Below are 25,390 nucleotides of genomic sequence, written 5' to 3'. Positions count from 1 at the left end.
CCGGCCGACGGCTAGCGTCGCATGCGAAGAGTCTTAAGACATCGGAGTGCACCCATGCGCGTCATGTTGATGGTCTTTCCCACCAGAACGCATATCTACAGTATGACGCCGATCGGCTGGGCACTCGCCGCGGCGGGACACGAGGTCCGCTTCGTCGGCCCGTGCAATCCACAGGAAGTGGATTCCTACTTGGAAACAGGCCTGGACACCATGTGGTTCGGGCCTGAGCTCGACATCGCCCGGCACCGCAAGCTGAGCGTCGAGGGCGACAACGCCATGCAGGGCAGCTATCTCATCTCCGAGACCCGGCCCGAGCGTTACACCGAGGACTACATCCGCACCACTTATGACATGTGGACAGAGGTCTTCCGCTGGTCGACCCCGGTCGCACTGGTTGACGAGTTGGTCCGGTTCGCCCGGCAATGGCAGCCCGACCTGGTGATCTGGGACCCCATCGTCTACGCGGGACCGTTGGTGGCCAAGGCCGTCGGCGCGGCGCACATGCGTTTCCTCTACGCCGCCGACCAGACCGCACGGCTGGGCCTGCAGTACCTGGACCTGATGGACCGGCTGAACCCGGACCCGCGCCCGGACTCCTTTGTGGACTGGATGTCGGAGATGCTCGGGCGCTACGGCTGCGAGTACGACGAATCGCTGCGGTTCGGCATGGCCACCATCGACCCCTCCCCCGCCTGCGTGCGCTACGACCTGGACGTGAACTACATCCCGGTCGGGTTCGTGCCGGTAAACCGGCCGATGGCGCTTCCGCGCTGGGTCGTGGAGAAGCCAGAGCGCCCCCGCGTGATGCTGACGCTCGGTGTGTCCAACCGCCAGGTGCTCGGCCAGGAGGAGACCTCGGTCGCCGACCTGCTCGACGGCTTGGCCGAACTGGACATCGAGGTGATCGCGACGCTCAACGCCAGCCAGCTCGCGTCCGTCAAGCACGTTCCCGACAACGTCCGGGCAATGGACTTCGTGCCCATGAACGAGGTGCTGGCCAGCTGCTCGGCGATCGTGCACCAGGGCGGCGGCGCCACGATCGGCAACGCGGTCGTCAACGCCGTGCCGCAGGTGATCGTGCCTGGCACGACGTGGAGTGAGCGGGCATCCGCGCTGGCTCTGGAAAAGCGCGGCAACGGCCTGACGCTCGACCTCGAGGACGTCAGCCCGCAGACGGTACGCGACAAGGTGGCGCGGATGCTCGACGAGCCTTCGTTCCGTGAGTGCGCCATCGAGGTGCAGCAGGAGATGCTGGCGACGCAGACCACGCACGACATCGTGTCGCTGTTGGAGAAGAAAATCGCGGCGAACCGGTGAGCGTCACCGTCGGGAACGCCGGACCCCGTGAGACGCCGAAATCCCCCCGTGCCGGCAGCAACGACCGGGCACCCCGCCCGTGGGTGCACCGGTCGATCGTTTTCATGATCGCCAGTTTTCCGTTGCGGCTGGCCGAGTTCGTGCTGATCGTGACGGCCATGGTGATCGGCATCGCGACCACCATGATCTGGATCGGCATTCCCCTGCTGGTGCTGACCACCAGCATGGTCCGTGGGCTCGCCGACCTGGAACGGTCCTGGGTGCGCAGCATGCTCGGGGTGGACATCCCGCCGGCGGTGCGGCTGCCGCACCGCCGGGGTCTGATGGCCACCTGGCAGGCGCGTCTGGCCGACCGGACGACCTGGCATGACCTGGCGTACCTGATGATCGCGATGCCGCTGGGCATCGTGGAGTTCATCGCGGGTCTGGTCTCCCTTGCCGTACCGCCGTTCGGGATCTGGGTGGCGCCACGGATCGGCGCGCTGCACGGCGAACTCGCGTTGCAGATGCTCGGTCCGAGCCTCAACGCCCGGCTGGCAGCCAGAACCCATCAGCTGGCGGTCTCCCGCGCCCGCGGAGTGGACGCGGTGGAGGCCGAGCGCCGCAAGATCGAGCGCGACCTGCACGACGGTGCCCAGCAACGCCTGGTGGGGGTCGCGATGAGCCTTGGCCTGGCGAAGCTGAAGCTGGAGTCCGTGCCCGAGGAACTGCGTGAGCTGATCGACGAGGCACACTCGGAGGCCAAGCTCGCGGTATCCGAACTGCGTGACCTCGCCCGCGGCATCTACCCCGCGGTGCTGCAGGATCGTGGTCTGGACGCCGCGCTGTCCGCGCAGACCGCACGGTTGCCGATCAAAGTGGACATCGAGGTGAAGACCGACCCTCGCCCGCCATCGGTCGTGGAGACCACCACCTACTTCATTGTGTGCGAGTCGCTGACCAACATCGTCAAGTACGCCGGGGCGACCCGGGCGACGGTCAAGATCTGGCGAACCCACGACACCGTCGTGGTGGAGATCACCGACGACGGGTGCGGCGGCGCGGTGATCCGCCCTGGCGGCGGGCTCGCCGGCCTCACCGACCGCGCGGCCACCATCGACGGCGTCCTCACCGTGGTCAGCCCGCCAGGTGGCCCCACCGTCGTGCGGGCCGACCTGCCATGCCGCTGGTGACGCACCGACTACCCGGGACAGGAGTGGAAACACAGATGCGAGTCGTGATCGCGGAAGACTCCGTGCTGCTGCGCGCTGGTGTGCAACGGATACTCGCCGACGTGGGCATCGACACCGTCGCCGCCGTCGACAACGGCGACGACCTGCTTGCCGCCGTTGAAGAACACCGGCCGGAACTGGTCATCACAGATGTCCGGATGCCACCGACGTTCACCGACGAGGGCCTGCGCGCGGCCCTCGCTGCCCGGACAGCGATGCCACGCCTTCCCGTGCTGGTGTTGTCCCAGTACGTCGAATGCAGCTATGCGGTCGATTTACTCGCCGCCGGCGCGAGTGGTGTGGGCTACCTGCTCAAGGAGCGCGTGGCCGACGTCGCGGAGTTCGTCGAGGCCGTGCGCCGTGTCGCGGCCGGTGGCTCGGCCATCGATCCTGAGGTCGTGGCACAGATGTTCGCCCGTAGCCGCAATCCCCTCGACGCGCTGACCGCCCGCGAGTCCGAAGTGATCGGGCTGATGGCGCAGGGCCTGTCCAACGGCGCGATCGCCCAGTCGCTGACGATCTCACAGGGCGCGGTGGAGAACCACATCGGCAGTATCTTCGCCAAGCTCGGCCTGGAGGCCAGTTCGGTGGAGCACCGGCGGGTCCGCGCGGTACTGACCTATTTGGACCGTACGCTGCCCGCGGTGACTCGCTGACGGAGTGCTGAAACCACCTTGTCCCGGCCGGTGGGAGAACCGGCCGGGACGAGATCACCTGGTGCGCCAGCTTCCGGCGGCTCGGTAACGGGGGTAGTACCGCCGGAAGCGTGTTGTGGCGGTGGTGTCCTGGGCAGCCTGCTGACGTATCGCGAACAGGACCGCGGTCAGTGCGGCGAGTTCACTGTCGTCCGGGTTGCCTTTGACGACCCGCAGCAGCTCGGGCAACGGGTCCGTTTCGCTCTCGATCGCCATCAGACCGGCGGGTTCCCGTGCTTGCGGCGGGGGATGTCGGCGTGCTTGGCGCGCAACATCGCCAGGGCGCGGATCAGCAGCGTCCGGGTTTCCCGTGGGTCGATCACGTCGTCGACGAGTCCACGCTCGGCGGCGTAGTACGGGTGCATCAGCTCGGTGCGGTACTCCTTGATCTTCTGCGCCCGCACTTCGTCCGAGTCGGCCGCGGCCGCGATCTCCTTGCGGAAGATCACGTTGGCCGCGCCTTCGGCACCCATCACCGCGATCTCGTTCGTGGGCCAAGCCAGCGACAGGTCCGCGCCGATGGACCGTGAGTCCATCACGATGTACGCGCCGCCGTAGGCCTTGCGCAGAATGATCTGGATCCGGGGAACCGTGGCGTTGCAGTAGGCATAGAGCAGCTTGGCGCCGTGCCGGATGATCCCGCCATGCTCCTGCCCGACACCAGGCAGGAAGCCCGGCACATCGACGAGAGTGACAAGCGGGATGTTGAACGCGTCGCAGGTCTGCACGAACCGGGCGGCCTTCTCGCTGGCCTCGATGTCGAGCACGCCGGCCAGCACCGCGGGCTGGTTGGCCACGATGCCGACCACATGCCCGTCCATCCGGGCGAAGGCACAAAGGACATTCGTGGCCCACGCGTCATGGACAGCCATGTACTCACCGTCGTCGACGATCTCCTCGATCACTCCGCGCATGTCGTACGCCTTGGAGGGATCAGTGGGGACGATGTCGAGCAGGGCGTCGGTCATCCGGTTCGGCGGGTCCGAGGTCGCGGCTACCGGCGGCGTCTCATTGTTGTTGGACGGCAACAGCGACAGCAGCAGGCGCACGTCCTCCAGACAGGTCGCCTCGTCGTCGTACACGAAGGTGGCCACGCCGGAGGTCTGGCCGTGCACGTCCGCACCGCCAAGCCCGTTGTGCGAAACCTTCTCCCCCGTGACCGCCTGGACGACGTCGGGTCCGGTGATGAACATCTGCGCGGTCTCGCGGACCATGAACACGAAGTCGGTCAAGGCAGGTGAATAGGCCGCACCGCCCGCGCACGGACCCAGCATCACACTGATCTGTGGGATGACGCCGGAACACCGGGTGTTGCGCTGGAAAATGCCGCCATACCCGGCAAGGGCGGTCACGCCTTCCTGGATCCTGGCGCCCGCGCCGTCATTCAGGCTCACCAACGGCGCACCCGCCGCTTCGGCGAGGTCCATCACCTTGTGGATCTTCGACGCGTGCGCCTCCCCGAGGGCACCGCCGAAGATGCGGAAGTCGTGGGCGTAGACGAAGACGGTCCGGCCGAAGACAGTGCCCCAGCCGCACACCACACCGTCGGAGTAGGGGCGACGGGCGTCCAGGCCGAACGCGGTGGCCCGGTGCCTGCGCAACGCCTCGATCTCGTTGAAGGAACCGGGATCCAGCAGCAGTTCGATGCGCTCGTGCGCGGTGAGCTTGCCGCGCTTGTGCTGACGTTCGGTGGCGGCGTCGTCAGGTCCTCGCCGCGCGGCCTGCTTGATCTCGATCAGCTCGCCGAGCCGTTCGTCGAGCGTGGATCCATTCGCGGTGTCCACGGCCTCAAGCATGGACCCATCCCCTTTCGGCCACGGGCACGACGCGGTCGGTGATCGCCCGCAGGATCTCGTTCTGGTGGCCGGCAAGGAAGAAATGCCCGCCGGACAACGCGTGCAACTCGAAACTCGAACCGGTGTGACCCGACCACGATTCGACTTCGTCCACAGTGACCCGTGGGTCCTCGGTTCCGGCGAAGGCCACAATGGGTGTCTTGAGCGGGTACCTGGGCGTGTACTCGTACGTTTCCACCGCCCGGTAGTCGCTGCGCAATGCCGGCAGAATCATGTGGACTAGGTCCTCGTCACCGAGCAGGTTCATCTCGGTGCCGGCCAGTTCCCGGATTTCGGCGAGGATTCCGTCGTCCGACCGCTCGTGCACGTTCTCCTTGCGGTACCGCGACGGCGCCCGGCGGCCGGACACGAACAACGTGTCCACCGCGATTCCCGAGCCCTCCAGCCGGCACGCCACCTCGTACGCGATCATGGCGCCCATGCTGTGCCCGAAGAGCATCAGCGGCAGACCGTTGTCCTGGCTGGTCAGCAGCCGGGTGACCTGGTCGGCCATGGCGTGGATACCGGCCGCGAACGGCTCGTGCCGCCGCTCCTGGCGGCCGGGGTACTGGATGGCCAGCACCTCGATGCCGGGCGCGAGCGCACGGGACACCGGGAAGTAGAAACTCGCCGAGCCGCCGGCGTGCGGCAGGCATACCAGCCTGGCGACCGCGTCCGGCGCGGGATGAAACCGCCGAACCCACTTGTCGTGTATTCCAGCCACCACTCCACCGCCTTCCGATCCCGCAGGCGCACGGTGAACAATGCCGGCCCACCTGGAATCGAGTTTTGATCCGACCGAGAAAACCTAACTGCCCGCCGAGGCCGGTCACGACCCCTACGGCACCCCTCTGTCGTGGCAGGGCAAGCAAAAGCGGATCCCAAGCGAAGGTAAACCTTTGCCCTTAAGGGGTCTGGACGCACGCGTCCGGGCGCGCTGATACTCGGCCGACCGAAGTGGATCACTTGAAGGGATGACAATGAGGCCAACCCGCACCATTCTCGCCGTGGCGGCGCTCGCAGGCGCACTCACCCTGGCCGCGCCCACCGCGAACGCAGCCGAAAACCCTTGTGGCTATTTCGAACGCGGGCCCTACGCCCTCTACAACAACTGTGGCTCCACGAATCAGCTGATCCAGATCGACCTCGTCGCCGACCCAGACGAGACTCAGTGCGTCGGTCTCGGCGTGACAATGCTTGCCGACGGTGCCGACCGCACAGTCAGCGCCTGGTCCATCGGTACCTGCTGAACCAAATGCCGCGTGGACAGCCCTCGAGTCCGCGCGAGCCACGTAAGTCCAATGTAGATCGACTCATGCGGGCCGGCCGGATCTGGCCGGCCCGCCCGGCGGCCAGTGACACGCCCTGGCCAGCCGTCTATTCAGGACAAGTCCGGCCGGCTTCGACGCCGGCCGCCAGGGCCCGCAGGAGCGGCTTGGTCAGGACGGTCATCTCCGTCGGCGTCAGCGGACATCCACGCCTCAGCCAGTCAGTGGCCACGCCAAGAAGCGCGCCGGCTATGAACGCCGCGGGGACATCGTGCGGAATGTCTTCTGCCGAGCCATGGTTTCCGGAGGGGTAGGCGGCTGCCGTGATACGCAGCCGTACATGCTCGATGACGCGGGCACTTCCCGTCGGCCCCAGCAGGCTGCGGTACAGGCCCACATGATCGGCGAAATGCGCGAAGAAGGCCGTCAACGCCGGGTCGGGGCCCGCTGAGGACTCCGACGTGTTCGCATGGGCAGGGTCGAGCGCGAGGACGACCCCGATCAGGTCGTCGATCATCGACGTACAGGCGGCCTCAGCCAGTTCGTGCACATCCCGGTAGTGGTCGTAGAACGTCGAGCGATTCACCTCAGCCGCCTCCACGACGTCGGCGACGCTGATCTGCGACAGATCCCGCTCGTCAACGAGGTCGATCAGGGCGCGCTGCAGAGCCGACCGGGTGCGGCGCACGCGTCGATCACCCGACGGGGCGCTGCCGCTCTTTGTCGTGACCATCTCGCGAGTCTACCCAGCTGGCCCCAGATAATCAACACTTGTCGGTTTTCGGATGACTGTTGGAAAACCGATAGACGTCGGCTAACGTTCGTTCGTGGCAGCACTCAGCACACAACCGAACGGGAGAAGGACATGCGAGGACTCAAGGGCAAGCGAATCGTCATCGCCGGGGGTACCGCCGGGATCGGCGCGGCCACGGCCGAACGGCTCTCCGAAGAAGGCGCGTCGGTCGTCATCGGCGGCAGAAACCTCGAGGCCGGGCAGGTGCTGGCCAAGCGTCTGAACGAGGCCGGCGGCAAGGTGATCGCCGTGAAGTTCGACCTCGGCGACGAGAGCTCCGTCGAGGCACTCATCGACACGGCAGCCACCGAACTGGGCGGGATCGACGGGCTGTTCAACGTCGGCGCCGAACTCTCGGCCGAGCACCTGGCCCGGGACACGAATCTGCTGGAGATGGACGTGGCCGTGTGGCGGCGCACCTTCGAGGTGAACCTGTTCGGCTACGCCATTGCCAGCCGCGCGGTCATCCCCCACCTGCTGGCCCAGGGCGGCGGCGCCATCGTGAACACCTCGTCGGATTCGGCCTGGATAGGCGAGACCACGCGCCCGGCCTATGGCGCGTCCAAGGCCGCCATCAACTCGCTGGCCCGGCACATCTCCTCCGCGTGGGGCAAGCAGGGCATCCGCGCCAACACCCTCGGGGTCGGCGTGACCATGACCGAGACCGCGCAGGAGCAGATCGGCGCGGAGTGGCAGGCCAGCATTCTGGCCACGGTCCGTGGCCCGCGGCTGGGCAAGCCGGCCGATGTGGCCGCTGCCGCCGCCTTCCTGCTGTCCGACGACGCAGAGTGGGTCACCGGGCAGGCCTGGTCGGTCGACGGCGGCATGACCATCCGCGACTGAACCGCACCGATCACTTCACCCTGAGGAACAACCATGCGACGCAGGTACCTCGGCGCGACCGGGATGTCGGTCAGCGTCATCGCCCTGGGCACCATGAACTTCGGCGGCTGGGGAAACACCGACCGGGCCGAGACCGTCCGGATGATCCGCGGCGCGGTCGACGCCGGGATCGACTTCATCGACACGGCCGACGTCTACGGCGCCGGCCAGAGCGAGGAGATCGTGGGGCGAGGCGCTGCACGGGCGCCGCGACGAGGTCGTGCTGGCGACCAAGTTCGGCCTGCCCGGCGCTGATCACCCCAACCACCAGGGTGCCTCCCCGCGCTGGATCCGCCGCGCGCTGGAGGCCAGCCTGCGCAGGCTGGGCACTGACCAGCTCAACCCGCCGATGTTCGACACGGCCAACCCGGCCAACGCCCGCCGCGCCGAGATCATCGAGGCCCTGTCCAAGGTCGCCAGCCAGGCCGGCATCCGCCTGCCACAGCTGGCCCACGCCTTCGTCCGCGCCCACCCGGCCGTCACGTCGGTGATCATCGGCCCCCGCACGCCGCAGCAGCTCCAGGACTCGATCGCGGCGGCCGACATCGTGCTCAGCGACGACGTGCTCGATGCCATCGACGCGATCGTGCCGCCCGGCACCGATGTCAACCCGGCCGACACCTACAACGCCACCCCGCCTTCAATCGCCGACCCCCGGCAACGCCGACAGGCCGCATAACCACAAGTTCAAGGAACTGGAGTGTCATGAACCTCAATCTCACCAACAAGACAGCCGTCGTCACCGGCGCGAGCCGAGGCATCGGACTCGCCACCGTCCGTACCTTGATCGACGAAGGCGTCCGAGTCGTAGGCGGCGCCCGCACCATCACGCCCGAGCTCAAGGAAACCGGCGCATACACGGTGTCGGCCGACCTGAGCACCGCGGAAGGAGTCTCCACCCTCATCGACAGCGCGCTCACCGAGTTGGGCGGCATCGACATGCTGGTCAACAACGTGGGCGGCGCAGATGGGGCAACAGTCGGTTTCCTCGATGTCCAGGACACAGAGTGGAGCCACGCGTTCGACATGAACGTGCTCAGCACTGTTCGTGCCACGCGTGCGGCCCCGCCCAGCCTGATTGAGCGCCGCGGAGCGATCGTCAACATCTCGTCGATCATGGCCCTGATGCCCGGGGGCTTCCCGCCCGCCATGAGCTCGGTCAAAGCGGCGATCACCGCGATCGGCAAAGCCCTGTCCGAGGAGTTCGGTCCTCAGGGCGTGCGCGTGAACACCGTCTCCCCCGGCCTGGTCAACACCTCCGTCTACCAGGACCCCAACGGCACGGTCGGCCAGTGGGCCGCCGCATCCGGCATGAGCCTTGCCGACTTCCGCCATCACATGGTGAAAGAGCAGAACGTCACGACCGGCCGCATGACCGAGCCCGAGGAAGTGGCGGCTCTGACCGCATTCCTACTGTCCGATGTGGCCGGAAACATCACCGGCGCCGACTACGTCATCGACGGCGGCACAATCAAGGCGGTCTGAGCGATGGACCGGCGGCCTCAGGGTGACGGGTACGAACTGGAGAGAGACAACTGCATCCAGTTCCTCCTGGTGGACTTCCTCGGCTGGAACAACCGCAGGTGGGACATGCACGAGCACTACCACTCGTCCGATGTCTACGTGGAGATGATGGGAGTGGCGACCACCGGCGTCGAGAAGCACATCGCCGACATGCAGAACGTGATCAAGGAATATCCCGGCATGCTGATCCTGCGACACACCCCACCGGTCGCGGAGGGCGAATGGACGGCGTCGGTCGTCCACCAGGTCGGCTTCGGCCCCGATGCCACGGCCACGGCCGCTGTCCACCGCCACCGCGAGGGCCAGATGGTCGAGGAGTACTGGTTCAGCCGGGAACTATCCGAGGGCGAGCCGGATCCTTACGCACACGAGGAGCCGTTCATCACGATCACCAGCCCCGACAGCCACCTGCTCCAGGTGGCGGTGGACGTCCGGCCCGGCTGGAGTGTCGCCGTCCGCGGCAGCGAAGTGGGCAAGCGTTCAGCCACCTTCACCCGGCAGGAGGACGGCAAAGTCGTCGAGCAACTCCGGTTCCTGGCAACCTGAGCGGCACATGCCCGGAGATGACCATGCGGGGACAGGACAGCTGCAGCGAGACCTGTCCCGCGACTGAAAACCCGCTTTGTCAGTGTGGCGGCATGATTATCCAGCCGCGGTAGCAGCTTCTGGGCCGCCGCGGCGGCCGCGGCGGCCGCGGCCCGAAGGAATCGCTGCTGCCCTTGCCATCGAGCAGCTGGGCGAGTCGGTCAGCGGCGCCTTCGGTACCCGCATCGACTTCAAGCCTGAGATCGTCCAGACGACCGAATGCGTGAAGCAGATTGACCAGATCTCCTGGCAACCACCACATACCAGCGGACTCAGCCGTATCCATGTGCGACCGGAACGCCTCGACCGCCTCATCGAGACGATCCTCCTCGATGAGCAGATCGACCCAGAGTTTCAACGCGTGCCGATCACCATTGGCAGCACTCGCCTGCAGCTGCTCACGTGGACCGTATTGGGGCAGCCGGTGCCGCGCGTTCCAGTTGCCGTCGGCCGCACATTCCCGCAAATACTCGATTGCCTCGTCACGTCGGCCGTAGTCGATCAGCAGGTCGACGATCTGCTCCACCGCGGTTCCGGACCCGGCGTCGGCGAAGCGCCTCAGCACTGCGACTGCCTCGTCGAGTTTTTCCTGCTCGAGGAGCAGCTGCACAACGCGCTCCGCGATGCCGGGTTCGGTTTCGACATACGGAACCAGCACCTCGATCGCCTGGTCGAGGTACCCCTGCCGGGCCAGCAGGTTCGACAGCCGCCCGGTCGCGGGCCGGCTTCCCGCCTGGCCACGGGCAAGAAGTTCGTCGGCGTCGCCTCGGGACACAAGCAAGTCGGCCAGCACACCTTCTCTTGTCCAGTTCTCGTGACTCGCGAATGGGCGGACAAGCGCGATCGCCTCGTCAAGTTGTCCCCGCTTGGCCAGAACCTGGGCAAGCCGATTGCTGGCCGGCCACTCGCCGGCAAGCGCACGAGAACGCAGTTCGTCGATACGGTCGGCCTTGACCAACCAATCGGCAAATTGCGCGCCGAGCGACCAACTGTCGGCCCAGGGCTCGCCAAGCGCAATCGCCTCGGCATGGCAGCCGTCCTTCGCCAGAAGCTCGGCCAGCTTGACGGTGGACTCCCATCCACCGTCGGAGGCCAGCCTTCGGTAGAAGGCAATGGCCTCCCGCCAACGCATCCGCAGTTCAGCGGCCTGGCCAAGCCGTTTCAGCTCCTCCACCCCGAAACAGCAATGCTCACACAGGGCTCGCCACGTACTACTGGGCGGACACACGACGCGTCGGGTCCGTCGCGCTCGTTGCAGCAGGAAATCAGCGGCGACATAGCCCGTGACCACACCCATTGCCTCGTCGGCGATCGGGCTCAGTGCCCGCGCGGCACCGCGCAGCGGTGTGGTGGCGTAGGCGAGGGCGCGCTCGAACCAGTCGGCCGACGCCACCGCGCGTTGCGTCGCGGTGATGTATCCAGGCACAGCCGCAGCAAGATAACTCTCAGTCAACGGCACGGTGACGCCCAGACGACGGGCGTCGACAGCCGCGGTAATAACGGCCTTGCCATATGGATCCGACGCCATCTCCCACGAGCGGACCAGCTCCGGCCCGGCGGCGAGTACCTGGGTCACTCCGGCGTCGGTGCTCTCGATCGCAGCACGCAACCGACGGTCACTGACCGCCAGTTGCTCGGTGCGCGCCCGTTCGGCACTGGTGAACTCGTCCGGGACATCGAAGACCTCGGCGAGCCGGAGCACGTCCCGATCCGGGGCGTAAGGATCATTAGCCGACTGATCGCGCTGAGCTATGCGAATGCGGTAGTCGTCCTGCCAGAGCGTGCCGACAACCACCAGACCGGCCGACAGCAGCGTCCGCACGGTAGCGGCGGTCAGGGGATCCGGTGCGCCGAGGTAGCGGAGGAGTTCGTCCAGCCAGACCACAGTTCTGGGCACCGGCGCCTGAGCCAGATCGCGGATCGCACCCGCGTCCGCGGGGTACACCAACCACCATTCTGGGAGCGTCACCCGGACGGCCTCAAATAAGGCACGAGTCTTACCAACCGAGGCGTCACCGACCAGAAGCACAAAGCCCCCGCGCTCACTGCCGTCCGCCAGAGCAGCGTGTAGACGCTGGTCGAAATCACGACTGACGTAGTCCGGCAGCTCGCTGGTGGAACCTTCGACCTCGATCGCCGCGTGCACCCCCAGACGCCGAGGCAACGCTTGCCCGACGCGCAGAGCACCCACAGGCCTCACGACGCGAGGCCGGCGCACGCGGTTCCACGCTGCCACCCACAGGGCGGCCTCGACGGGCGGCACCTGACACACGGCCAGGAAGGTCTCGAGCTTTCCCTTGGCAGGCAGCCGCTTGCCCGTGACGATCTCAGCCACGGTGCTTTTGCCCAGCGTGTCCCAGCGCCGACCAGGCTCGCCCTGTAGTTTGCGGGCCGCCTTGTCCATCTGCTCGTAGGACAGACCACGTTGCTTGCGAAGCTCATTCAGGCAGGCAGCCAGGTCGGCTGGCGTGCGCACCGTAGACGGATCGATACCGGGAATCCCAGCCGACGAGGTCATCCCGTGACACCTTCTCTGTCCGACGTGGGCCTCCGAGCCTCCGGCAGCAAGCCTACGAGACGAGCCCAGCGTGACTCCGGCCTGCTGCTCGCGGCCCGCCACCCGCGACATCCCTCCGGGTTCCTCCGAGAACCTGGCCGGAACTCATGTGCCGCTGCTGTCATCGCGGTCATCCAAGCCCGTTGACCGCACCGGCACCTGGGAGTTCAGATGTCACACTGGATCAGTGTCATCGAAGTAGTCGGCAGCACGTTCGGCTGTGCCGCCGCGGCAGCCAATCTGACGAGCGCATTACTCAGATTCCGGCGCCCGAGCGAGCGCAAGTCGGCCGCGCCGAGTCCTCCTCAGCGCAGTGAAGAGGGTTCATGACGGTTCTTCGGCCAGAGAAGGGATTGTGTGCTCGTCGAAGATCTGGCGGGCGAGGAGCAGGGCTTCGGCGGCCTTGGGGAAGCCGGCGTACGGGATGGTCTGCATGATCACCGCGACGATCTGTTGCGGGGACATGCCTGCGCGCAAGCCGATCTCGATGTGGTTGCGCAGGCTCCACTGGTTGCCGATCACGGTCAGGGCGGCGACGGCGGCGATCTGGCGTTCGGCCGGTTGCAGGCCTGGCCGGGCGTAGATCTCGCCGAACCCGAAGTCCACGATGTGGTCCACGAAATCCGGGGCCACGTCGGCGAAGAGCTGGCCGATGTACCCGTATACCCCGTTGATGGAGGAGTACATGACGAACAGGTCCAGGTCGTGTTCGGCAGTGATGCGGTCCAGCACGTCCGCGCCGCCGAGTTTGGCGGCGAGCCCGGCTTTGATCTTCTCAGGGGTGAGGTTGGCCAACAGTCAGTCTGCCAACAAGTTGGCGGCGTGCACCACACCCCGCAACGGGTGGTCCATGTCGGCGATGACTTGCCGCATCGCGGATTCGTCGGAGACGTCCGCGGCGTAGGTGGTGATCGTCACGGACGGATGGTCCGGCGCAACGAGAGCCCCACGGCCAACCAAGGCAATGTGCTTCGCACCGCGTGCGGCAAGCCAGTCCACAGTGGCCGCGCCAAGGCCGGACGTGCCGCCGGTGATCAGGTATGTGCCGTCCGGGTCGAGCGCCGGGGGCCGCGGCTCGGCGACGGCCTGAGGGGCCTCCTCGAAGGTGATGACGATCTTGCCGATGTGCCGGGAATGCCGCAGCACACCGAACGCGTCAGAGATCCGGTCGACGGGAAAGGTTCGGTGCGGCAGCGCGGGATACATGCCCTCGCGGACCCGGTCGGCCAGTTCGGCGAACCGGTGTCATGCTGTTGACCAGCTTCAACTGGTCATAGGTCAGCCGGACCTTCTCCTGGTAGGTCAGGCCTTCGCGTGGCGCGAACAGCTCGTGGCCGAAGATCTGGTGCAACCGCTCACGAAACTGCGGCGAGACCGGACCATGCACTACCCCGGACAGCGCCTGCAGGATGCCCGTCATCGCCGCCACTCCCTGGACTGTGGGTGAAAACGCGATCGACGACCACGTAACCACAACCCTGGAACGTCCGACAGTCCACTACCGGGTACCAACGACCGGGTGATTCATGCCAATTCACACTGTCACCGGGCCAGGTCACCCACATGAGGGACGGGGATGCCCGGACGGGCGAAGGCCTTCCCGCACTCGACTGTCCACTATAGATTGATCCTTCCGGCATCGCGATGTTCCACTGCGACAGGCGACAAAGGACCAATCCTATGCACGGGTACGCGCTCGACAACGCGGCAGGCGAAACCGTTGAACGCTTCAACGCCCTCGAATCCTGTTATGACACCGCGACTCGGGATTCGTTGCGGCGAACCGGACTGGCCGGCGGATGGAACTGCCTGGAGATCGGTGCGGGCGGTGGTTCGATCGCGCTCTGGCTGTCGGACATGACCGGGCCGGACGGCCGGGTCACCGTGACCGACATCGCGCCCGGTCAGCTGGCTCCCGGGCTGCTGGCCTGTCCGAACGTCCAGGTGCTGCGGCACGACGTGGTCAACGATGCCTTGCCGGAAGCGGAGTTCGACCTCATCCACGCCCGCCTTGTGCTGCTGCATCTGCCCGAACGACGTGCGGTCCTGCAACGCCTGGTCCGGTCACTGCGGCCAGGAGGATGGCTTGTCCTGGACGAGTTCGACTGCTCGTGGACCCCCGTACTCATGACTCCCTACGAGGGTGCGGAAGTGACCTTCGAGCGGGTGCATGCCGGATTTCTCGAGTCGCTGACCGAGTCCGGGGCCGATGTGACGTGGGGACGGAAGTTGTTCGGTGAGTTCGTGCGGGCCGGGCTCAGTGAGGTCTCGTCCACCACGTTCGCCATGGCCTGGCCCGGCGGCAGTGCGGGAGCGAGCCTGCACCACGCCAACACCACGCAACTGGCCGACCGGATCCAGGGCCACGGCGTGCCGGCGGAGGATCTCCACCTGCTCTGGTCCCTGCTGGAGGATCCTCGGTTCGCGGTCCAGTCGTACCCCATGGTCAGCGCCTGCGGCAGGCGCGAGAGATGACCACCAACACTCACATCGTCGCACCGCGGGCACTTCAGGCCCTGGACGATCACGAGCCGATGATCAGCCCGGCGTCGTTGCGGGAGCTGGTACCTCTCACCGACGACGCGGCGGACCTGGTGCGCCGGGCCCGGCGTTCGATCCGCGAGGTGCTCGACGGCACCGACGACCGCCTGCTGGTGATCGTCGGCCCCTGCTCGATCCACGACCACGACTCGGCACTCGACTACGCCGACCACCTGGCCGCCCTGGCCAGGCAACTGTCCGACGACCTGGTCGTGGTGATGCGCGCCTACTTCGAGAAGGCCAGAACCGCGGCAGGCTGGCCCGGCCTGTCCACCGTCCCCGCCCTGGACGGCACGCCGGACCCCATGCACGGTTTCCGCCTGGCCCGCTCGATCATGGCGAAAATCGCCCAGCGCGGCCTCCCAGTCGGCACCGAATGGCTACACCTGTTGTCGCCCAGCTATTTCGGCGACCTCACCGCCTGGGGATGCATAGGAGCGCGAACCGTCGAAGGCCAGACCCACCGCCAACTGGCCAGTGGGCTCACCATGCCCGTCGGCATGAAGAACCGCACCGACGGGTGCGTCCAGTCGGCCGTGAACGCCGTCATGGTCGCCGAACAAGGTCACGCCATCATCGACATCGATCCGCACGGACGTGTCACCATCCGACGGACCACCGGTAACCGGCACTGCCACCTCGTCCTGCGCGGCGGCGCGGACGGGCCGAACTACCACCCGGCGGCGGTCAAGGAGGCCAGGCGGTTGCTGCGCTCGGCTTCCCTGCCCGAACGGGTGGTCATCGACGCCAGCCACGGCAACAGCGGCAAGGACCACAACCGCCAAGCAGCCGTCGCCCGCGACCTCGCCCAGCAGATCGCCGACGGCGACGAAGCAATCCGTGGCGTCATGCTCGAAAGCTTCCTGTTGCCCGGCAGACAGCAACCGGCGCCCGGCCGGGCCCTGGTGCATGGGCAGAGCGTGACCGATTCCTGCCTGAGCTGGCCTGCAACCGCGGAGATCTTGGCCGAACTGAGCCAAGCCTCGGCCGCCCGACGCCGGGCGCCCGGCGGGCAGGTGTCCCGGCGGGTGCGGACCGAGGCGGTGAGCATCACCGATTCACCGGCCGAACGCGCGGTCGGCCTGGTCGACACCGGCCTGTTCGACACGTACATGGTGTACGAACGGAACGGTATCTGGACGGTGGCAGGCGGAGTCCAGGCCACAGTCGCCCTGGACGCGACACGAGTTCACCGCGACGAGCAATCCTGGGACTGGAAGTCCAGACCGCTGCGGGCCCTCGGCGACGCCTTGGCCGGGCTGCCGATGCCCAGATGGACCGCCTACGGCTGGATCGCATTCGAAGCAGGCCAGCCAGGCCAAAGCGGCGAACTCGCCCGCCTGATCGTGCCCCAGGTCGAGGTACGGATCTCGACCGACACCGCACTGATCACCTGCGCCGACAGCCACATACGGCACGCCGTCCGCCGAGCCCTCGCCGCCGACCTCCCGGCACGCCCGACCGGCTCGGTCACAGTGGACCTCAGCACCGACCGCGACTGGTACTGCGACGCCGTCACCGCAGCCGTCCAGGAAATCCGCAGCGGTGGCTTGCAGAAAGTGATTCTGTCCCGGCGTGTTCCCCTGGCGTCCACTGTCGACATCTCCAGCACTTACCTACGCGGACGAGCAGCCAACACCCCGGCCCGATCCTTCCTGATCAAGATGGGCGGCATCACCGCGGCGGGCTTCTGCCCCGAAACAGTCCTCGAAGCCGGCGCCGACCGGATCGTCTCGACCCAGCCACTGGCCGGCACCCGAGCACTCGGCGCTGACGCACAGGAGAACCTGCGGCTGCGCCAAGAGTTGCTCAGCGACCCTAAAGAACTCGTCGAACACACCCTGTCGGTGCAAGTGGCCTGCGAGGAGTTGCGGCGCGTCTGCATACTCGACTCGGTCGCCGCCCACGAACTGTTGTCAGTCAAAGAGCGCGGCACCGTGCAGCATCTCGCGTCACGCGTGAGTGGGCGCCTCTCCGGCGACCACAACGCCTGGGACGCACTGGAAGCCGTCTATCCCGGCGTCACCGCCTCAGGAATCCCCAAAGTCGCAGCACGCGACTACATCGTCCGGACCGAACCAACCCCACGCGGCCTCTACGCCGGCGCCGTCCTCACCGCATCCAGCGACGGCACACTCGACGCAGGCCTGGCCCTACGCACCATCTTCGAAAAAGACGGCCACCAATGGCTGCGAGCCGGAGCAGGCATCATCGCCGAATCACGACCCGAACGGGAATACGAGGAAACATGCGAAAAACTCCGCAGCGTCGCGCCCCACCTCGTCCCTGCCGACCAGCCTTGACCTTGTTCGGCCACGGCTGGTCACCAGGATTCGATCAGCGGGACATCGTGTTCCTGCCGCTGCCATTGCTCGGTGAGACGACCGAGCCGGTCCTGGGCGGCGATGCCGCACACGCCTGCGATCTTGTCGTCACGGACCTGAAGGATCACGACGCCCAGAACCCGGTCGTCGAGCGCGGCGAGCATGGCTGGGCAGCCGTTGATCACGACGGCATGGATCGAGGGTGAGCCACCGGCGAGTCTCCGCTTGGCCTCGGACGGTTTGAAGCCGGCCCGCATCACACCGGCGACCTTCTCCGGGGTCGGATACCGGAGCAGTTTCCCGGCCAGCCCGAACCCGGCGCCGTCGGAGATGCCGGTCGCGTCTTCGGTCAGCAGCGCCACCAGGCGTTCGGTCCGGCCTGAGGACGCGGCATCGACGAACGCCGCCACGATCCGGCGTGCGGAGGCGTGGTCGATGCCGGTGCCCTTGCGGGCGGCGGCGATTCGGCGCCGGGCCCGGTGGGTGTGTTGCTGACTTCCCGACTCGGTGATGCCGAGAATCCCGGCTATCTCGGCGTGGCTGTAGGCAAAGGCCTCGTACAGCACGTAAGCGGCCCGTTCGACCGGCGACAGCCGCTCCATGAGCATCAGCACCGCGAACGTCACCGATTCACGCTGCTCGACGGTGTCGGCCGGGCCCAGCATCGGGTCGCCGTCGAGCAGCGGTTCAGGCATCCAGGCGCCGACCGCGCGTTCACGCCGTGCCTTGGCCGAACGGAGCCGGTCCAGCGCCAGGTTGGTGACGATCTTGGTCAGCCACGCCTCGGGCACCTCGACGTACTCCCGGTCGGCGGCCTGCCACCGCAGGAACGCGTCCTGAACCGTGTCCTCGGCGTCAGCGGCCGAGCCGAGCAGACGGTAGGCAATCGAGGCCAGCCGATTCCGGCTGGCCTCGAAACGCGCCACGGTGGCAGTGTCCATGAGCCCGACTCTATGCAGCGACCAAGTCGTGGGCGGCGGCCAAACGGTACCTGTGACTCGGCATTCCGAAGTTCGGGTGACTCATGGCCCAGGCGGCGGTACTGAGGATTGCCGACTTGACGCGCGCGGCCGTCCGGCCGCACAGGGCACCCGGCTTCGCCCGCACGTCACCGTCGACCAGCTGGAAGATCGCGTCGTTCCGGCCGAGGCTGATGTGGTTGCCGACATACGCCAGCGAGGCCGACGAGATCCTGCGCCCGGTCAGGTCCCCGATGATCGCGGCCGTCGCCTGGTTGCTGGTGGCTCCGGCGGAAGCGCAGGACATCGGCAACGGCCGGCCGTTCTCGCCGATGACAAAGGCGCTGTCACCGGCAACGTAGACATCCGGGTGCGAGACCGACCGCATCTGACGGTCGACCCTGATCTGACCGTTGGGTACCACCTCGATGCCGCTGGAAGCGGCAATCGGATGGACAGCGAAGCCGGCTGCCCACACGGTCGCGTCAGAGGCGAAAGCCGTGCCGTCGGCGGCGATGGCCTCCGTCTGCTCGACGCGCTCGATGGCGGTGTGCTCGTGCACGGTGATCCCGAACCGGTCGAAGGCGCGCAGCAGGTGACGGCGGGCCTTCGGGCCCAGCCAACCGCCCAGTTCGCCGCGGGTGGCGAGGCTGACCCGAAGTCCTGGACGGGACTCGGCGATCTCCGTGGCCGCTTCGATCGCGGTCAGATTGCCGCCGACTACAAGTACCTTCCCGTCCTCACCCAGCTCATCAAGGCGTGCACGCAGGCGCAGCGCGGACGGCCGCGCGGCCACGTGGAAGGCGTGCTCGTCCACGCCCGGAACATCGACGGTGGCGGTGCTCCCGAGCGCGTAGAGGAGGGTGTCGTATTCGAGGCCGTCGATCCCCTCGCCGTCAACGACCGTGACGGTCCGGCGCTCGACGTCGATGTCGGTCACCCGCGCCACCCGTAGCCGGATTCCGGTGCCCGCGAACACCTCCGCCAGCGGGCGGTGGCGGAGATCCTGCCCGGCGGCAAGCTGGTGCAGCCTCAGCCGCTCGACAAAATCAGGTTCGGCGTTGACAACGGTGATCTCGAAGTCGTCGGAGTGCAGTCGGCGGGCCAGGCGCCCAGCGGAGAAGGCTCCGGCGTATCCGGCCCCGAGTACGACGATGCGGTGCATGGTTGGCTCCTGTCTGGTTCGCGTGGTCCCTGAACGAGACAGCCCTCGAATTCCTGACAGGATCGACCAGTGACGCGGGTCACCCCGGCGCCTGGTCCTGAGTACGTGCGGGGCGGTTGAGCCTGGACAGTTTCGCGGGGTTGCCGACGGCGTGCAGCACCGCCACACGGCCGTCGCTGATCTCCAGCGAGATGACCGTGACCACCCGGCTACCCAGCCGGACCAGAACCCCAGGTGCGGCGTTGACGTCGGCGACCTCGAAAACGGCTGGTACGCCGATGAACGTCGCGGCCAATGTCCTGGCGACCTCGTCGGAGCCGGTTACCGCCGCAAGTGGTGCGCCGGGGATCAGGCCAGCGGAGTCGAACTCGCCCGTGACCTCCGGGTCGAGGACTGCCACGAGTTCGTCGAGGTTGCCGTTGCGGCACGCCGCGACGAACCGTTCGGTGACGCGCCGCCGCAAGGCTGAGTCCACTTGGAACCGTGGCCGGCCGTGCAGGTGGCGGCGGGCTCGGCTGGCCAACTGCCGGCAGGCGGCGGGCGCGCGGCCGACGACATCGCCTACCTCGGTGAAACTCAGACCGAACACGTCGTGCAGCACGAAGGCCGTCCGCTCGGCAGGGCTGAGCGACTCGAGCATGATCAGCAGCGCCATCCGGACGGAGTCGTCCATCGTGATCCGGTCGGCCGGGTCCGGGCCTCCGCCGGGCAGATCGACCACCGGCTCGGGCAGCCACGGCCCGACATACGCCGACCGGGTCTTCTCGGCGCGCAGCCGGTCCAGGCAGATCCGTGCCGTGGTGGTGATCAGCCAGCCACGGGCATCGGCCAGGTCGCCCAAACCCTGGCGTGCCAGGCGGAGGAACGCTTCCTGCACCGCTTCCTCGGCGTCGGTGACGCTGCCCAGCATCCGGTACGCGACGTCCAGCACCCGGCGGCGGTCGCGGCGCCACACGTCATCGAACTCGTCGGTCATACCCGTACTGGACGAACCGGATCGCGGCGATGTGACATCGCATCACCATGTCACATCGCGCCGGCCCCCGCCGTCCTTGCCTGGTATGACAAACCTTCATCCCCGGCCCACGTGGCTCCCCGAGACGGTCTGGCCCTATCAGATCCAGTACCTGCCGATGGCGCAGTACCGGGGGGCCTACACCGATGTGGGTCACGGCCCGGCTTTGTTGTTCTGCCATGCCGGTATGTGGCAGTTCGTCTGGCGCGACCTGATCGGCCGGTTGCGGTCGTCCTTCCGGTGCGTCACCTTCGATCCCCTCGGCAGCGGCCTGTCCGACCGCGTCCCGGCCAACCTGCAAACCCTCACGGCCGTCCGCGACACCACCGGTCACCTGATCGACCACCTGGACCTGCGTGGCATAACCCTGGTGCTGCACGATCTGGGTGGCGTCGCCGCACTCGCGGCCGCGGCGGCGCACGTCGACCGGCTCGACGGGCTCGTCGCGGCCAACACATTCGGCTGGCGCCCGACCGGCATCCTCCTGCCCAGCATGCTCCGGGTATTCGGCAGCGTGGCCATGCGCGAACTGGACGCCCTCACCGCATTCCTGCCCGCGGCCACCTCGACCCGATTCGGGGTGGGCAGGCATCTGGACCGCCCAAGCCGCAAGGTGTTCCGCAACGGTATGGACCGTGCGGCCAGGCGGACCATGCACCGGCTGTTCCGCGACGCCGCCCGCGACAGCGAGGTCTTCCGGCAGGCAGAGACCACACTTGAATACCTGCGGGACCGACCGTCACTCAGCGTGTTCGGCGCCTGGAGCGACTACCTGCGGTTCCAGCCGAAGTGGCACACCCGGTTGCCACAGATCGAGCAGAAGACCATCCCGCGTGGCCTGCACTTCCCCATGTGCGACAACCCGGCCGCGGTGGCCGCGGCCATCGCCCGATGGCATCCGGCCACTGCCCAGCCGGGTCACTGAATCAGCCGACGGTGAACGTGAGGCTGTCCGGCGGTCCGTCCCCGTCGATCATCGTCAACGTGTATGTCCCCGTTGCCGGCAGATCGACCTGGGTTGCTATGGCCAGCCGCGAATAGCTTTTGCTGTCCGGGTACACCGCGACGTTCGGCCCGTGTTCGGGGCGCAGCACACGGCCGTTGGGCAGCTTGAGCGTGAACGCGTCCGTGCCGAAGTGGAAGCCGGACGGGCCTGGGTTGCCTTCGAAGGAGAAGGACACCCTCAGCCCGGCTTGGCCCGGATCCAGCCCACGCATGTCCAGACTCTCGTTGCGGTTGTCCTCCCCGTCCGCGCCGAGGGCCGCGTCGCCGCGCAACAGCCCGGACTGCATCGTCAGGCGCACCGCACCCGACTGGAGCCCGGTCTTGTGGAATGTCACTGTCCTCGGCGCCAGTTCCACGGATTTTCCCTTGCCACCCAACGGAATGCTGGCAGGTTCGGCGCGGCCGCCGAAGAGCGGGAAGAGCAGCACCGCGTCGTCCCAGGTGAACGTCGGTTCAACGTCGACGTCGAGCCGACGCGGTACCGCCTTTCCCAGCGGATATGACTCCGCCTGCGACGCGACACCCTGATAAGCCTGACCACCTTGCTGGACGATCGGCCACGGCGGCGGGTTCGGGACACTCCACAACTCGTTGGTCACCAGCATGTCCACGTCAAGACGCGGGGTTCCGCTGTCCCGGTACGCCCGAACGGAGTTGACCTTGAAAGCGTACCCGTTGGCGTGGACGGTCTTTCCGAAGGAGCGCTGCCCCACGGGAAAAGAGTCGCGCGTCGGGGGTGGACCCGAATCGGTGTGGGGTTGTGGTTCATTGTTCGGAACGACGGCCACGGAAGGCGAACTTCCGTCCGGCGCCGGGGTGATCGGCTGTTCGAGTATCGAGCTGACACCAGCCTCGTTCGGCGCCGCGCCGGGAGGACTACCGCTTGGCTTAGGACCGCCGCTCAGAGCGAGCGCAGCGACAATCGCGGCGGCCACTGCGGCTGTGGCTCCACCGATCACCAACGGCTTGCCGGCAATCGCCGACTTCGACCCAGTAACGGCTTTGCCCGCTCCGGTTCCGGCTGCTGCCTCACCCCCAGCCGCGCCGAGGGTTGCGCCCACGACGACAGCGGCGCCGACTGTAACGCCCACTGCCGCACCGACGGCGAGGGCGCGGCGGCGCACACCGAGTTCGTGCGCGAAGTACGCTTCGTCGGCTGCGGAACCAAGCCGCTGGGCGGCGGTCCGGCCAAGAGTGAGCAGCTCATGCCAGGCACCCCAGCGCAAGGTACGGCCGAGTACCGGCGCGGCGGCCCTTGCGAGATCCCGGACCGCTTCGTGCCGGCCCTCCGCCGCGGCCATCCGCAACGCGCGCAGTATCACGGGCGCGGCATCGACAACGGCCTGCAGCGATGAGGCACGTACCCACGGCACGAGCCGCTCCGCGAGTCCAGCACCACTCGCCCTGGTCCCGGCCCGCTCGGTCACCAGCTCGGCAAGCTCACCGGATGCCTTGTATCCCAACGGATCGGGCGCGATCAGGCACGTTTCGAAAAGCTCGGAGAGCACCCGGTCGTCCACAGCGACGCCCGCCAGTGCCGACAGCAACTGGGCGCTGACTCCGAGGCCCGGCAACGTGCTGAGCACACCGAGTGCCAGGCGCGCCGATTCCGACAAGCGGGCGCCGACGGCCGCCGCGAGCACAGCCGGTGTGGTCCCGACAACTTCACCGGCGGCACGAATGGCAGCGGCTGTCTGGATCAAGGCTCCCGGATGCCCCATCGTCGCCTCTAGCAACTCCCGCGCCGATGGTCCCTCCTCCGGGCGTAAGGCGCGCCGCAACTCCTCGGTGAGCAGCTCGAGCGCGGCCTCATGGGGAAGTCCGGCGATCTCCACCGCCACCCACGCCTCTGCGGCACAACGTTGCGACGACGCGATGAGCAAGTCACAGGACGGCATGGCGTCGAGCAGTGTGCGCAGGTCTTCTCCGCTGCCCTCGAAGTCGTCGACCACCACAAGGGCCTGGATCGACCCCATGAGGCGGCGCAGACGGTCCGGCTCCGGCCGGTAGTCGTCGGCGTCGTAGCAATACTGGAACAGCTCCTGCACGACGTCCTCGACGGGCATCCCGGCCGCGGTGAGGAAGACGACGTCCCGGCCGGTGGCTACGGCGCGCACCGCGATCTCGCGCAACAGCACCGTCTTGCCGCTCCCGCGAGCCCCGACGAGCTGTACCGGCGTGCCATTTTCAAGCGTGGCGCCGATCCGGTCCACCACCTCGTCGCGGCCCAGCAACTTCCGGCCCACTCCAGGCAGTGGCCTGCTGACCGGCCGCCGCCTGCGCGCGACCGGCGGTGGCCCGCCAGTGCGCATGACCACCGAAGAACCGCCCTCCGCATTGATCACAACATTGTTACTACCGACGACAGTCTGACCATTTGTCGAACCACCGACCCGCAGATCAATTGATCCATGGCCGCCCCCAGAACTGCCAATTCCTGTCGCGGAATCGTCCGGCATCGCAAATTCCTCGCCAACTCGGTATCAGCATCGAAGGGCCAGCAGCATACGTCGCACGAATTCGGGGTTCGCAGCGGGATGTACTGTGAGTCCATGTCCGATATGAACGGCGATGTCGATGCCGTACTGTTGACCGCTCTTGATCTGGAATACTCCGCCATCCGAGCACATCTGATCAACATACGGACGCAGGTTCACCCGATCGGTACACATTTCGAGACGGGCACCGTGCCGGGCACGTCGACGCGGGTCGCGATCGCCGCCGCGGGCGAGGGCAACCGCGCCGCCGCAGTCCTCGTCGAGCGGGCGAATGCTTTGTTCCGCCCGAATATCGCGCTCTTCATCGGCATCGCCGGAGCACTGCATACCGACATCGAGCTCGGTGACGTGGTCGTCGCCACCCGGGTCTACGGCTACCACGGCGGCAAAGCGGAGCCAGGCGAGTTCCTTACTCGTCCACGCGCGTGGGACAGCCCGCACGAACTGCTCCAACATGCCCGGTATTTGTCACGTACTCGATGGTGGTGCCACTTTTCACCACACCCCGCCGATCATCCTCCCTATTCGATCCACTTCAGGCCGATCGCCGCTGGTGATGTCGTACTCGACACGCCAACCGGCCCACTTGTCGATCTTATCCGCCGGCACTACAACGACGTGGCCGCAATTGAAATGGAAAGCGCAGGCGCAGCCGAAGCAGCACATCTCAACGGTCCACTGCCGCTCCTGACCATTCGCGGCATCAGCGACCGAGCCGATGGACAAAAAGAGGTCACAGACGCGTCCGGCTCACAGCAGCTGGCCTCAGCCCACGCAGCCGAGTTCGCCTTGGCACTGCTCACCAGGTTCGGCAACGCCGGGCAGCCTGGCAAACCGAAGCAACCACCCGCATCGGACCGGATCAGCATCGGCGTCGGCGGCGACATTTCCGGGCAGCTCGTCATCGGCACCGGCAACCAGGTGACCTGGAGCCGGCCGCCGCCCGATCGTCCCGAGACCTGATAGGTAGCCCGGCTGGTGCGCAGATCAGATGCAGGCGCAGGCCCCAGAAAAATCTGGAGTGGCTGGAGCAGTAGTCTGCCCAGCCAGCCCAGTTCCGAGCGTCGGAGAGTGTCGCGGGAGCGGGCGCATTCCACCGGGGTCGAGTCGGTGATCCAGGTGGTGCCGGTCCAGAGGCCGGTATCACCGCGAGTATCCGGATCACGCACTTGAGCAAGGGCCCGGCCTGCCTGGACATGTCCGGAACCCCGACCGG

At 67.1% G+C, this 25,390-nt stretch carries 24 protein-coding genes and 2 pseudogenes; 13 read left to right on the top strand and 13 right to left on the bottom strand.

Going from position 1 to position 25,390, the window contains the following annotated elements; translation table 11 throughout:
* The first annotated feature begins 54 nt into the window (after positions 1-54).
* The 3 genes from JOF56_RS37120 to JOF56_RS37110 all read left to right on the top strand — a co-directional run bounded on the left by JOF56_RS37120 (position 55) and on the right by JOF56_RS37110 (position 3,184).
* On the top strand, positions 55-1,317 hold the full coding sequence (locus JOF56_RS37120; RefSeq protein WP_245378529.1) for a nucleotide disphospho-sugar-binding domain-containing protein: 1,263 nt from the start codon (positions 55-57) through the stop codon (positions 1,315-1,317).
* Positions 1,318-1,421: 104 nt separating this feature from the next.
* A complete protein-coding gene (locus JOF56_RS37115) occupies positions 1,422-2,489 on the top strand; it encodes a sensor histidine kinase (RefSeq protein WP_209648697.1) in 1,068 nt (355 codons plus the stop codon).
* Positions 2,490-2,524: 35 nt separating this feature from the next.
* Positions 2,525-3,184, top strand: a complete 660-nt coding sequence (locus tag JOF56_RS37110; RefSeq protein ID WP_209644094.1) for a response regulator transcription factor — start codon at positions 2,525-2,527, stop codon at positions 3,182-3,184.
* Between the two features lie 54 nt (positions 3,185-3,238).
* On the opposite strand, the gene JOF56_RS37105 is transcribed toward JOF56_RS37110, so the two are convergent.
* Genes JOF56_RS37105 through JOF56_RS37095 form a run of 3 tightly spaced genes read right to left on the bottom strand, consistent with a single transcriptional unit; the run spans position 3,239 to position 5,782 of the window.
* Positions 3,239-3,439 carry an acyl-CoA carboxylase subunit epsilon gene (locus JOF56_RS37105; protein WP_209644093.1) on the bottom strand — a complete coding sequence of 67 codons (201 nt, stop codon included), beginning with the start codon at positions 3,437-3,439 and terminating at the stop codon, positions 3,239-3,241.
* Positions 3,439-5,019, bottom strand: coding sequence for an acyl-CoA carboxylase subunit beta (locus JOF56_RS37100; RefSeq protein ID WP_209644092.1), 1,581 nt, complete (start codon positions 5,017-5,019; stop codon positions 3,439-3,441). Before JOF56_RS37100 ends, JOF56_RS37105 begins: the two co-directional genes overlap by 1 nt.
* Positions 5,012-5,782, bottom strand: coding sequence for a thioesterase II family protein (locus JOF56_RS37095; RefSeq protein ID WP_209644091.1), 771 nt, complete (start codon positions 5,780-5,782; stop codon positions 5,012-5,014). The genes JOF56_RS37100 and JOF56_RS37095 overlap by 8 nt, the downstream gene beginning before the upstream one ends.
* A gap of 256 nt (positions 5,783-6,038) precedes the next feature.
* Here JOF56_RS37095 and JOF56_RS37090 point away from each other — a divergent pair, with 256 nt between their 5' ends.
* Positions 6,039-6,308, top strand: a complete 270-nt coding sequence (locus tag JOF56_RS37090) for a DUF6355 family natural product biosynthesis protein (RefSeq protein WP_209644090.1) — start codon at positions 6,039-6,041, stop codon at positions 6,306-6,308.
* Between the two features lie 127 nt (positions 6,309-6,435).
* Here the strand turns inward: JOF56_RS37090 and JOF56_RS37085 are convergent, their stop codons facing one another.
* Positions 6,436-7,059 (bottom strand): TetR/AcrR family transcriptional regulator, encoded by a 624-nt coding sequence (locus JOF56_RS37085; protein ID WP_209644089.1) that lies wholly within the window; start codon positions 7,057-7,059, stop codon positions 6,436-6,438.
* Positions 7,060-7,191: 132 nt separating this feature from the next.
* On the opposite strand from JOF56_RS37085, the gene JOF56_RS37080 reads away from it, so the two are divergent.
* From JOF56_RS37080 to JOF56_RS37065, 5 genes are read left to right on the top strand one after another with little or no spacing between them, the layout of a single operon-like run.
* The gene (locus tag JOF56_RS37080; protein ID WP_209644088.1) at positions 7,192-7,962 is read left to right on the top strand and encodes an SDR family NAD(P)-dependent oxidoreductase; all 771 of its coding nucleotides are present in this window, start codon (positions 7,192-7,194) and stop codon (positions 7,960-7,962) included.
* Between the two features lie 33 nt (positions 7,963-7,995).
* Positions 7,996-8,256 (top strand): aldo/keto reductase, encoded by a 261-nt coding sequence (locus tag JOF56_RS61120; RefSeq protein ID WP_443667630.1) that lies wholly within the window; start codon positions 7,996-7,998, stop codon positions 8,254-8,256.
* The gene (locus JOF56_RS37075) at positions 8,222-8,680 is read left to right on the top strand and encodes an aldo/keto reductase (RefSeq protein WP_443667629.1); all 459 of its coding nucleotides are present in this window, start codon (positions 8,222-8,224) and stop codon (positions 8,678-8,680) included. Before JOF56_RS61120 ends, JOF56_RS37075 begins: the two co-directional genes overlap by 35 nt.
* A gap of 26 nt (positions 8,681-8,706) precedes the next feature.
* Positions 8,707-9,486 (top strand): SDR family oxidoreductase, encoded by a 780-nt coding sequence (locus tag JOF56_RS37070; RefSeq protein ID WP_209644087.1) that lies wholly within the window; start codon positions 8,707-8,709, stop codon positions 9,484-9,486.
* A 3-nt stretch (positions 9,487-9,489) separates the two neighbouring features.
* The gene (locus JOF56_RS37065) at positions 9,490-10,071 is read left to right on the top strand and encodes a hypothetical protein (protein WP_209644086.1); all 582 of its coding nucleotides are present in this window, start codon (positions 9,490-9,492) and stop codon (positions 10,069-10,071) included.
* 79 nt (positions 10,072-10,150) lie between these two features.
* Here the strand turns inward: JOF56_RS37065 and JOF56_RS37060 are convergent, their stop codons facing one another.
* The 4 genes and pseudogenes from JOF56_RS37060 to JOF56_RS37045 form a co-directional block, all read right to left on the bottom strand.
* Positions 10,151-12,628 carry a helix-turn-helix domain-containing protein gene (locus tag JOF56_RS37060; RefSeq protein ID WP_209644085.1) on the bottom strand — a complete coding sequence of 826 codons (2,478 nt, stop codon included), beginning with the start codon at positions 12,626-12,628 and terminating at the stop codon, positions 10,151-10,153.
* Between the two features lie 363 nt (positions 12,629-12,991).
* The gene (locus JOF56_RS60340; protein ID WP_307855816.1) at positions 12,992-13,285 is read right to left on the bottom strand and encodes a carboxymuconolactone decarboxylase family protein; all 294 of its coding nucleotides are present in this window, start codon (positions 13,283-13,285) and stop codon (positions 12,992-12,994) included.
* Positions 13,283-13,873, bottom strand: a pseudogene (locus tag JOF56_RS59675) (ketoreductase domain-containing protein); the annotation flags it as partial. The gene JOF56_RS60340 and the pseudogene JOF56_RS59675, both read right to left, overlap by 3 nt.
* Entirely contained in the window at positions 13,824-14,087 is a 264-nt protein-coding gene (locus JOF56_RS37045) for a hypothetical protein (protein WP_209644082.1), read from the bottom strand. The pseudogene JOF56_RS59675 and the gene JOF56_RS37045, both read right to left, overlap by 50 nt.
* 260 nt (positions 14,088-14,347) lie before the next feature.
* On the opposite strand from JOF56_RS37045, the gene JOF56_RS37040 reads away from it, so the two are divergent.
* Positions 14,348-15,142 (top strand): class I SAM-dependent methyltransferase, encoded by a 795-nt coding sequence (locus JOF56_RS37040; RefSeq protein ID WP_209644081.1) that lies wholly within the window; start codon positions 14,348-14,350, stop codon positions 15,140-15,142.
* Positions 15,139-17,511 (top strand): salicylate synthase, encoded by a 2,373-nt coding sequence (locus JOF56_RS60335; protein WP_307855423.1) that lies wholly within the window; start codon positions 15,139-15,141, stop codon positions 17,509-17,511. The genes JOF56_RS37040 and JOF56_RS60335 overlap by 4 nt, the downstream gene beginning before the upstream one ends.
* Before the next feature lie 20 nt (positions 17,512-17,531).
* Here JOF56_RS60335 and JOF56_RS37025 read toward each other — a convergent pair whose 3' ends face one another.
* From JOF56_RS37025 to sigJ, 3 genes are all read right to left on the bottom strand, one after another.
* Positions 17,532-18,473, bottom strand: a complete 942-nt coding sequence (locus JOF56_RS37025) for a sigma-70 family RNA polymerase sigma factor (RefSeq protein WP_209644080.1) — start codon at positions 18,471-18,473, stop codon at positions 17,532-17,534.
* A 10-nt stretch (positions 18,474-18,483) separates the two neighbouring features.
* Positions 18,484-19,656 carry an NAD(P)/FAD-dependent oxidoreductase gene (locus JOF56_RS37020; RefSeq protein ID WP_209644079.1) on the bottom strand — a complete coding sequence of 391 codons (1,173 nt, stop codon included), beginning with the start codon at positions 19,654-19,656 and terminating at the stop codon, positions 18,484-18,486.
* A 79-nt stretch (positions 19,657-19,735) separates the two neighbouring features.
* On the bottom strand, positions 19,736-20,632 hold the full coding sequence (gene sigJ / locus JOF56_RS37015; RefSeq protein WP_209644078.1) for an RNA polymerase sigma factor SigJ: 897 nt from the start codon (positions 20,630-20,632) through the stop codon (positions 19,736-19,738).
* A gap of 85 nt (positions 20,633-20,717) precedes the next feature.
* Between sigJ and JOF56_RS37010 the strand changes: the two genes are divergently transcribed.
* Positions 20,718-21,596 (top strand): alpha/beta fold hydrolase, encoded by an 879-nt coding sequence (locus tag JOF56_RS37010; protein ID WP_209644077.1) that lies wholly within the window; start codon positions 20,718-20,720, stop codon positions 21,594-21,596.
* 1 nt (position 21,597) lies between these two features.
* Here the strand turns inward: JOF56_RS37010 and JOF56_RS37005 are convergent, their stop codons facing one another.
* Positions 21,598-24,021 (bottom strand): P-loop NTPase family protein, encoded by a 2,424-nt coding sequence (locus JOF56_RS37005; RefSeq protein WP_209644076.1) that lies wholly within the window; start codon positions 24,019-24,021, stop codon positions 21,598-21,600.
* A gap of 66 nt (positions 24,022-24,087) precedes the next feature.
* On the opposite strand from JOF56_RS37005, the gene JOF56_RS37000 reads away from it, so the two are divergent.
* Positions 24,088-25,137 (top strand): 5'-methylthioadenosine/S-adenosylhomocysteine nucleosidase, encoded by a 1,050-nt coding sequence (locus JOF56_RS37000; RefSeq protein WP_307855422.1) that lies wholly within the window; start codon positions 24,088-24,090, stop codon positions 25,135-25,137.
* On the opposite strand, the pseudogene JOF56_RS61115 reads toward JOF56_RS37000, so the two are convergent.
* A pseudogene (locus JOF56_RS61115) lies at positions 25,136-25,366 on the bottom strand (IS982 family transposase); the annotation flags it as partial. The gene JOF56_RS37000 and the pseudogene JOF56_RS61115 overlap by 2 nt on opposite strands.
* Between the last annotated feature and the right edge of the window lie 24 nt (positions 25,367-25,390).

This window comes from Kibdelosporangium banguiense (genome assembly GCF_017876405.1).
In the GTDB taxonomy this organism is placed as follows: Bacteria; Actinomycetota; Actinomycetes; order Mycobacteriales; family Pseudonocardiaceae; genus Kibdelosporangium; species Kibdelosporangium banguiense.
Note: the sequence above shows the minus strand (reverse complement) of the source record. Positions and strands in the feature narration are given on the sequence as shown.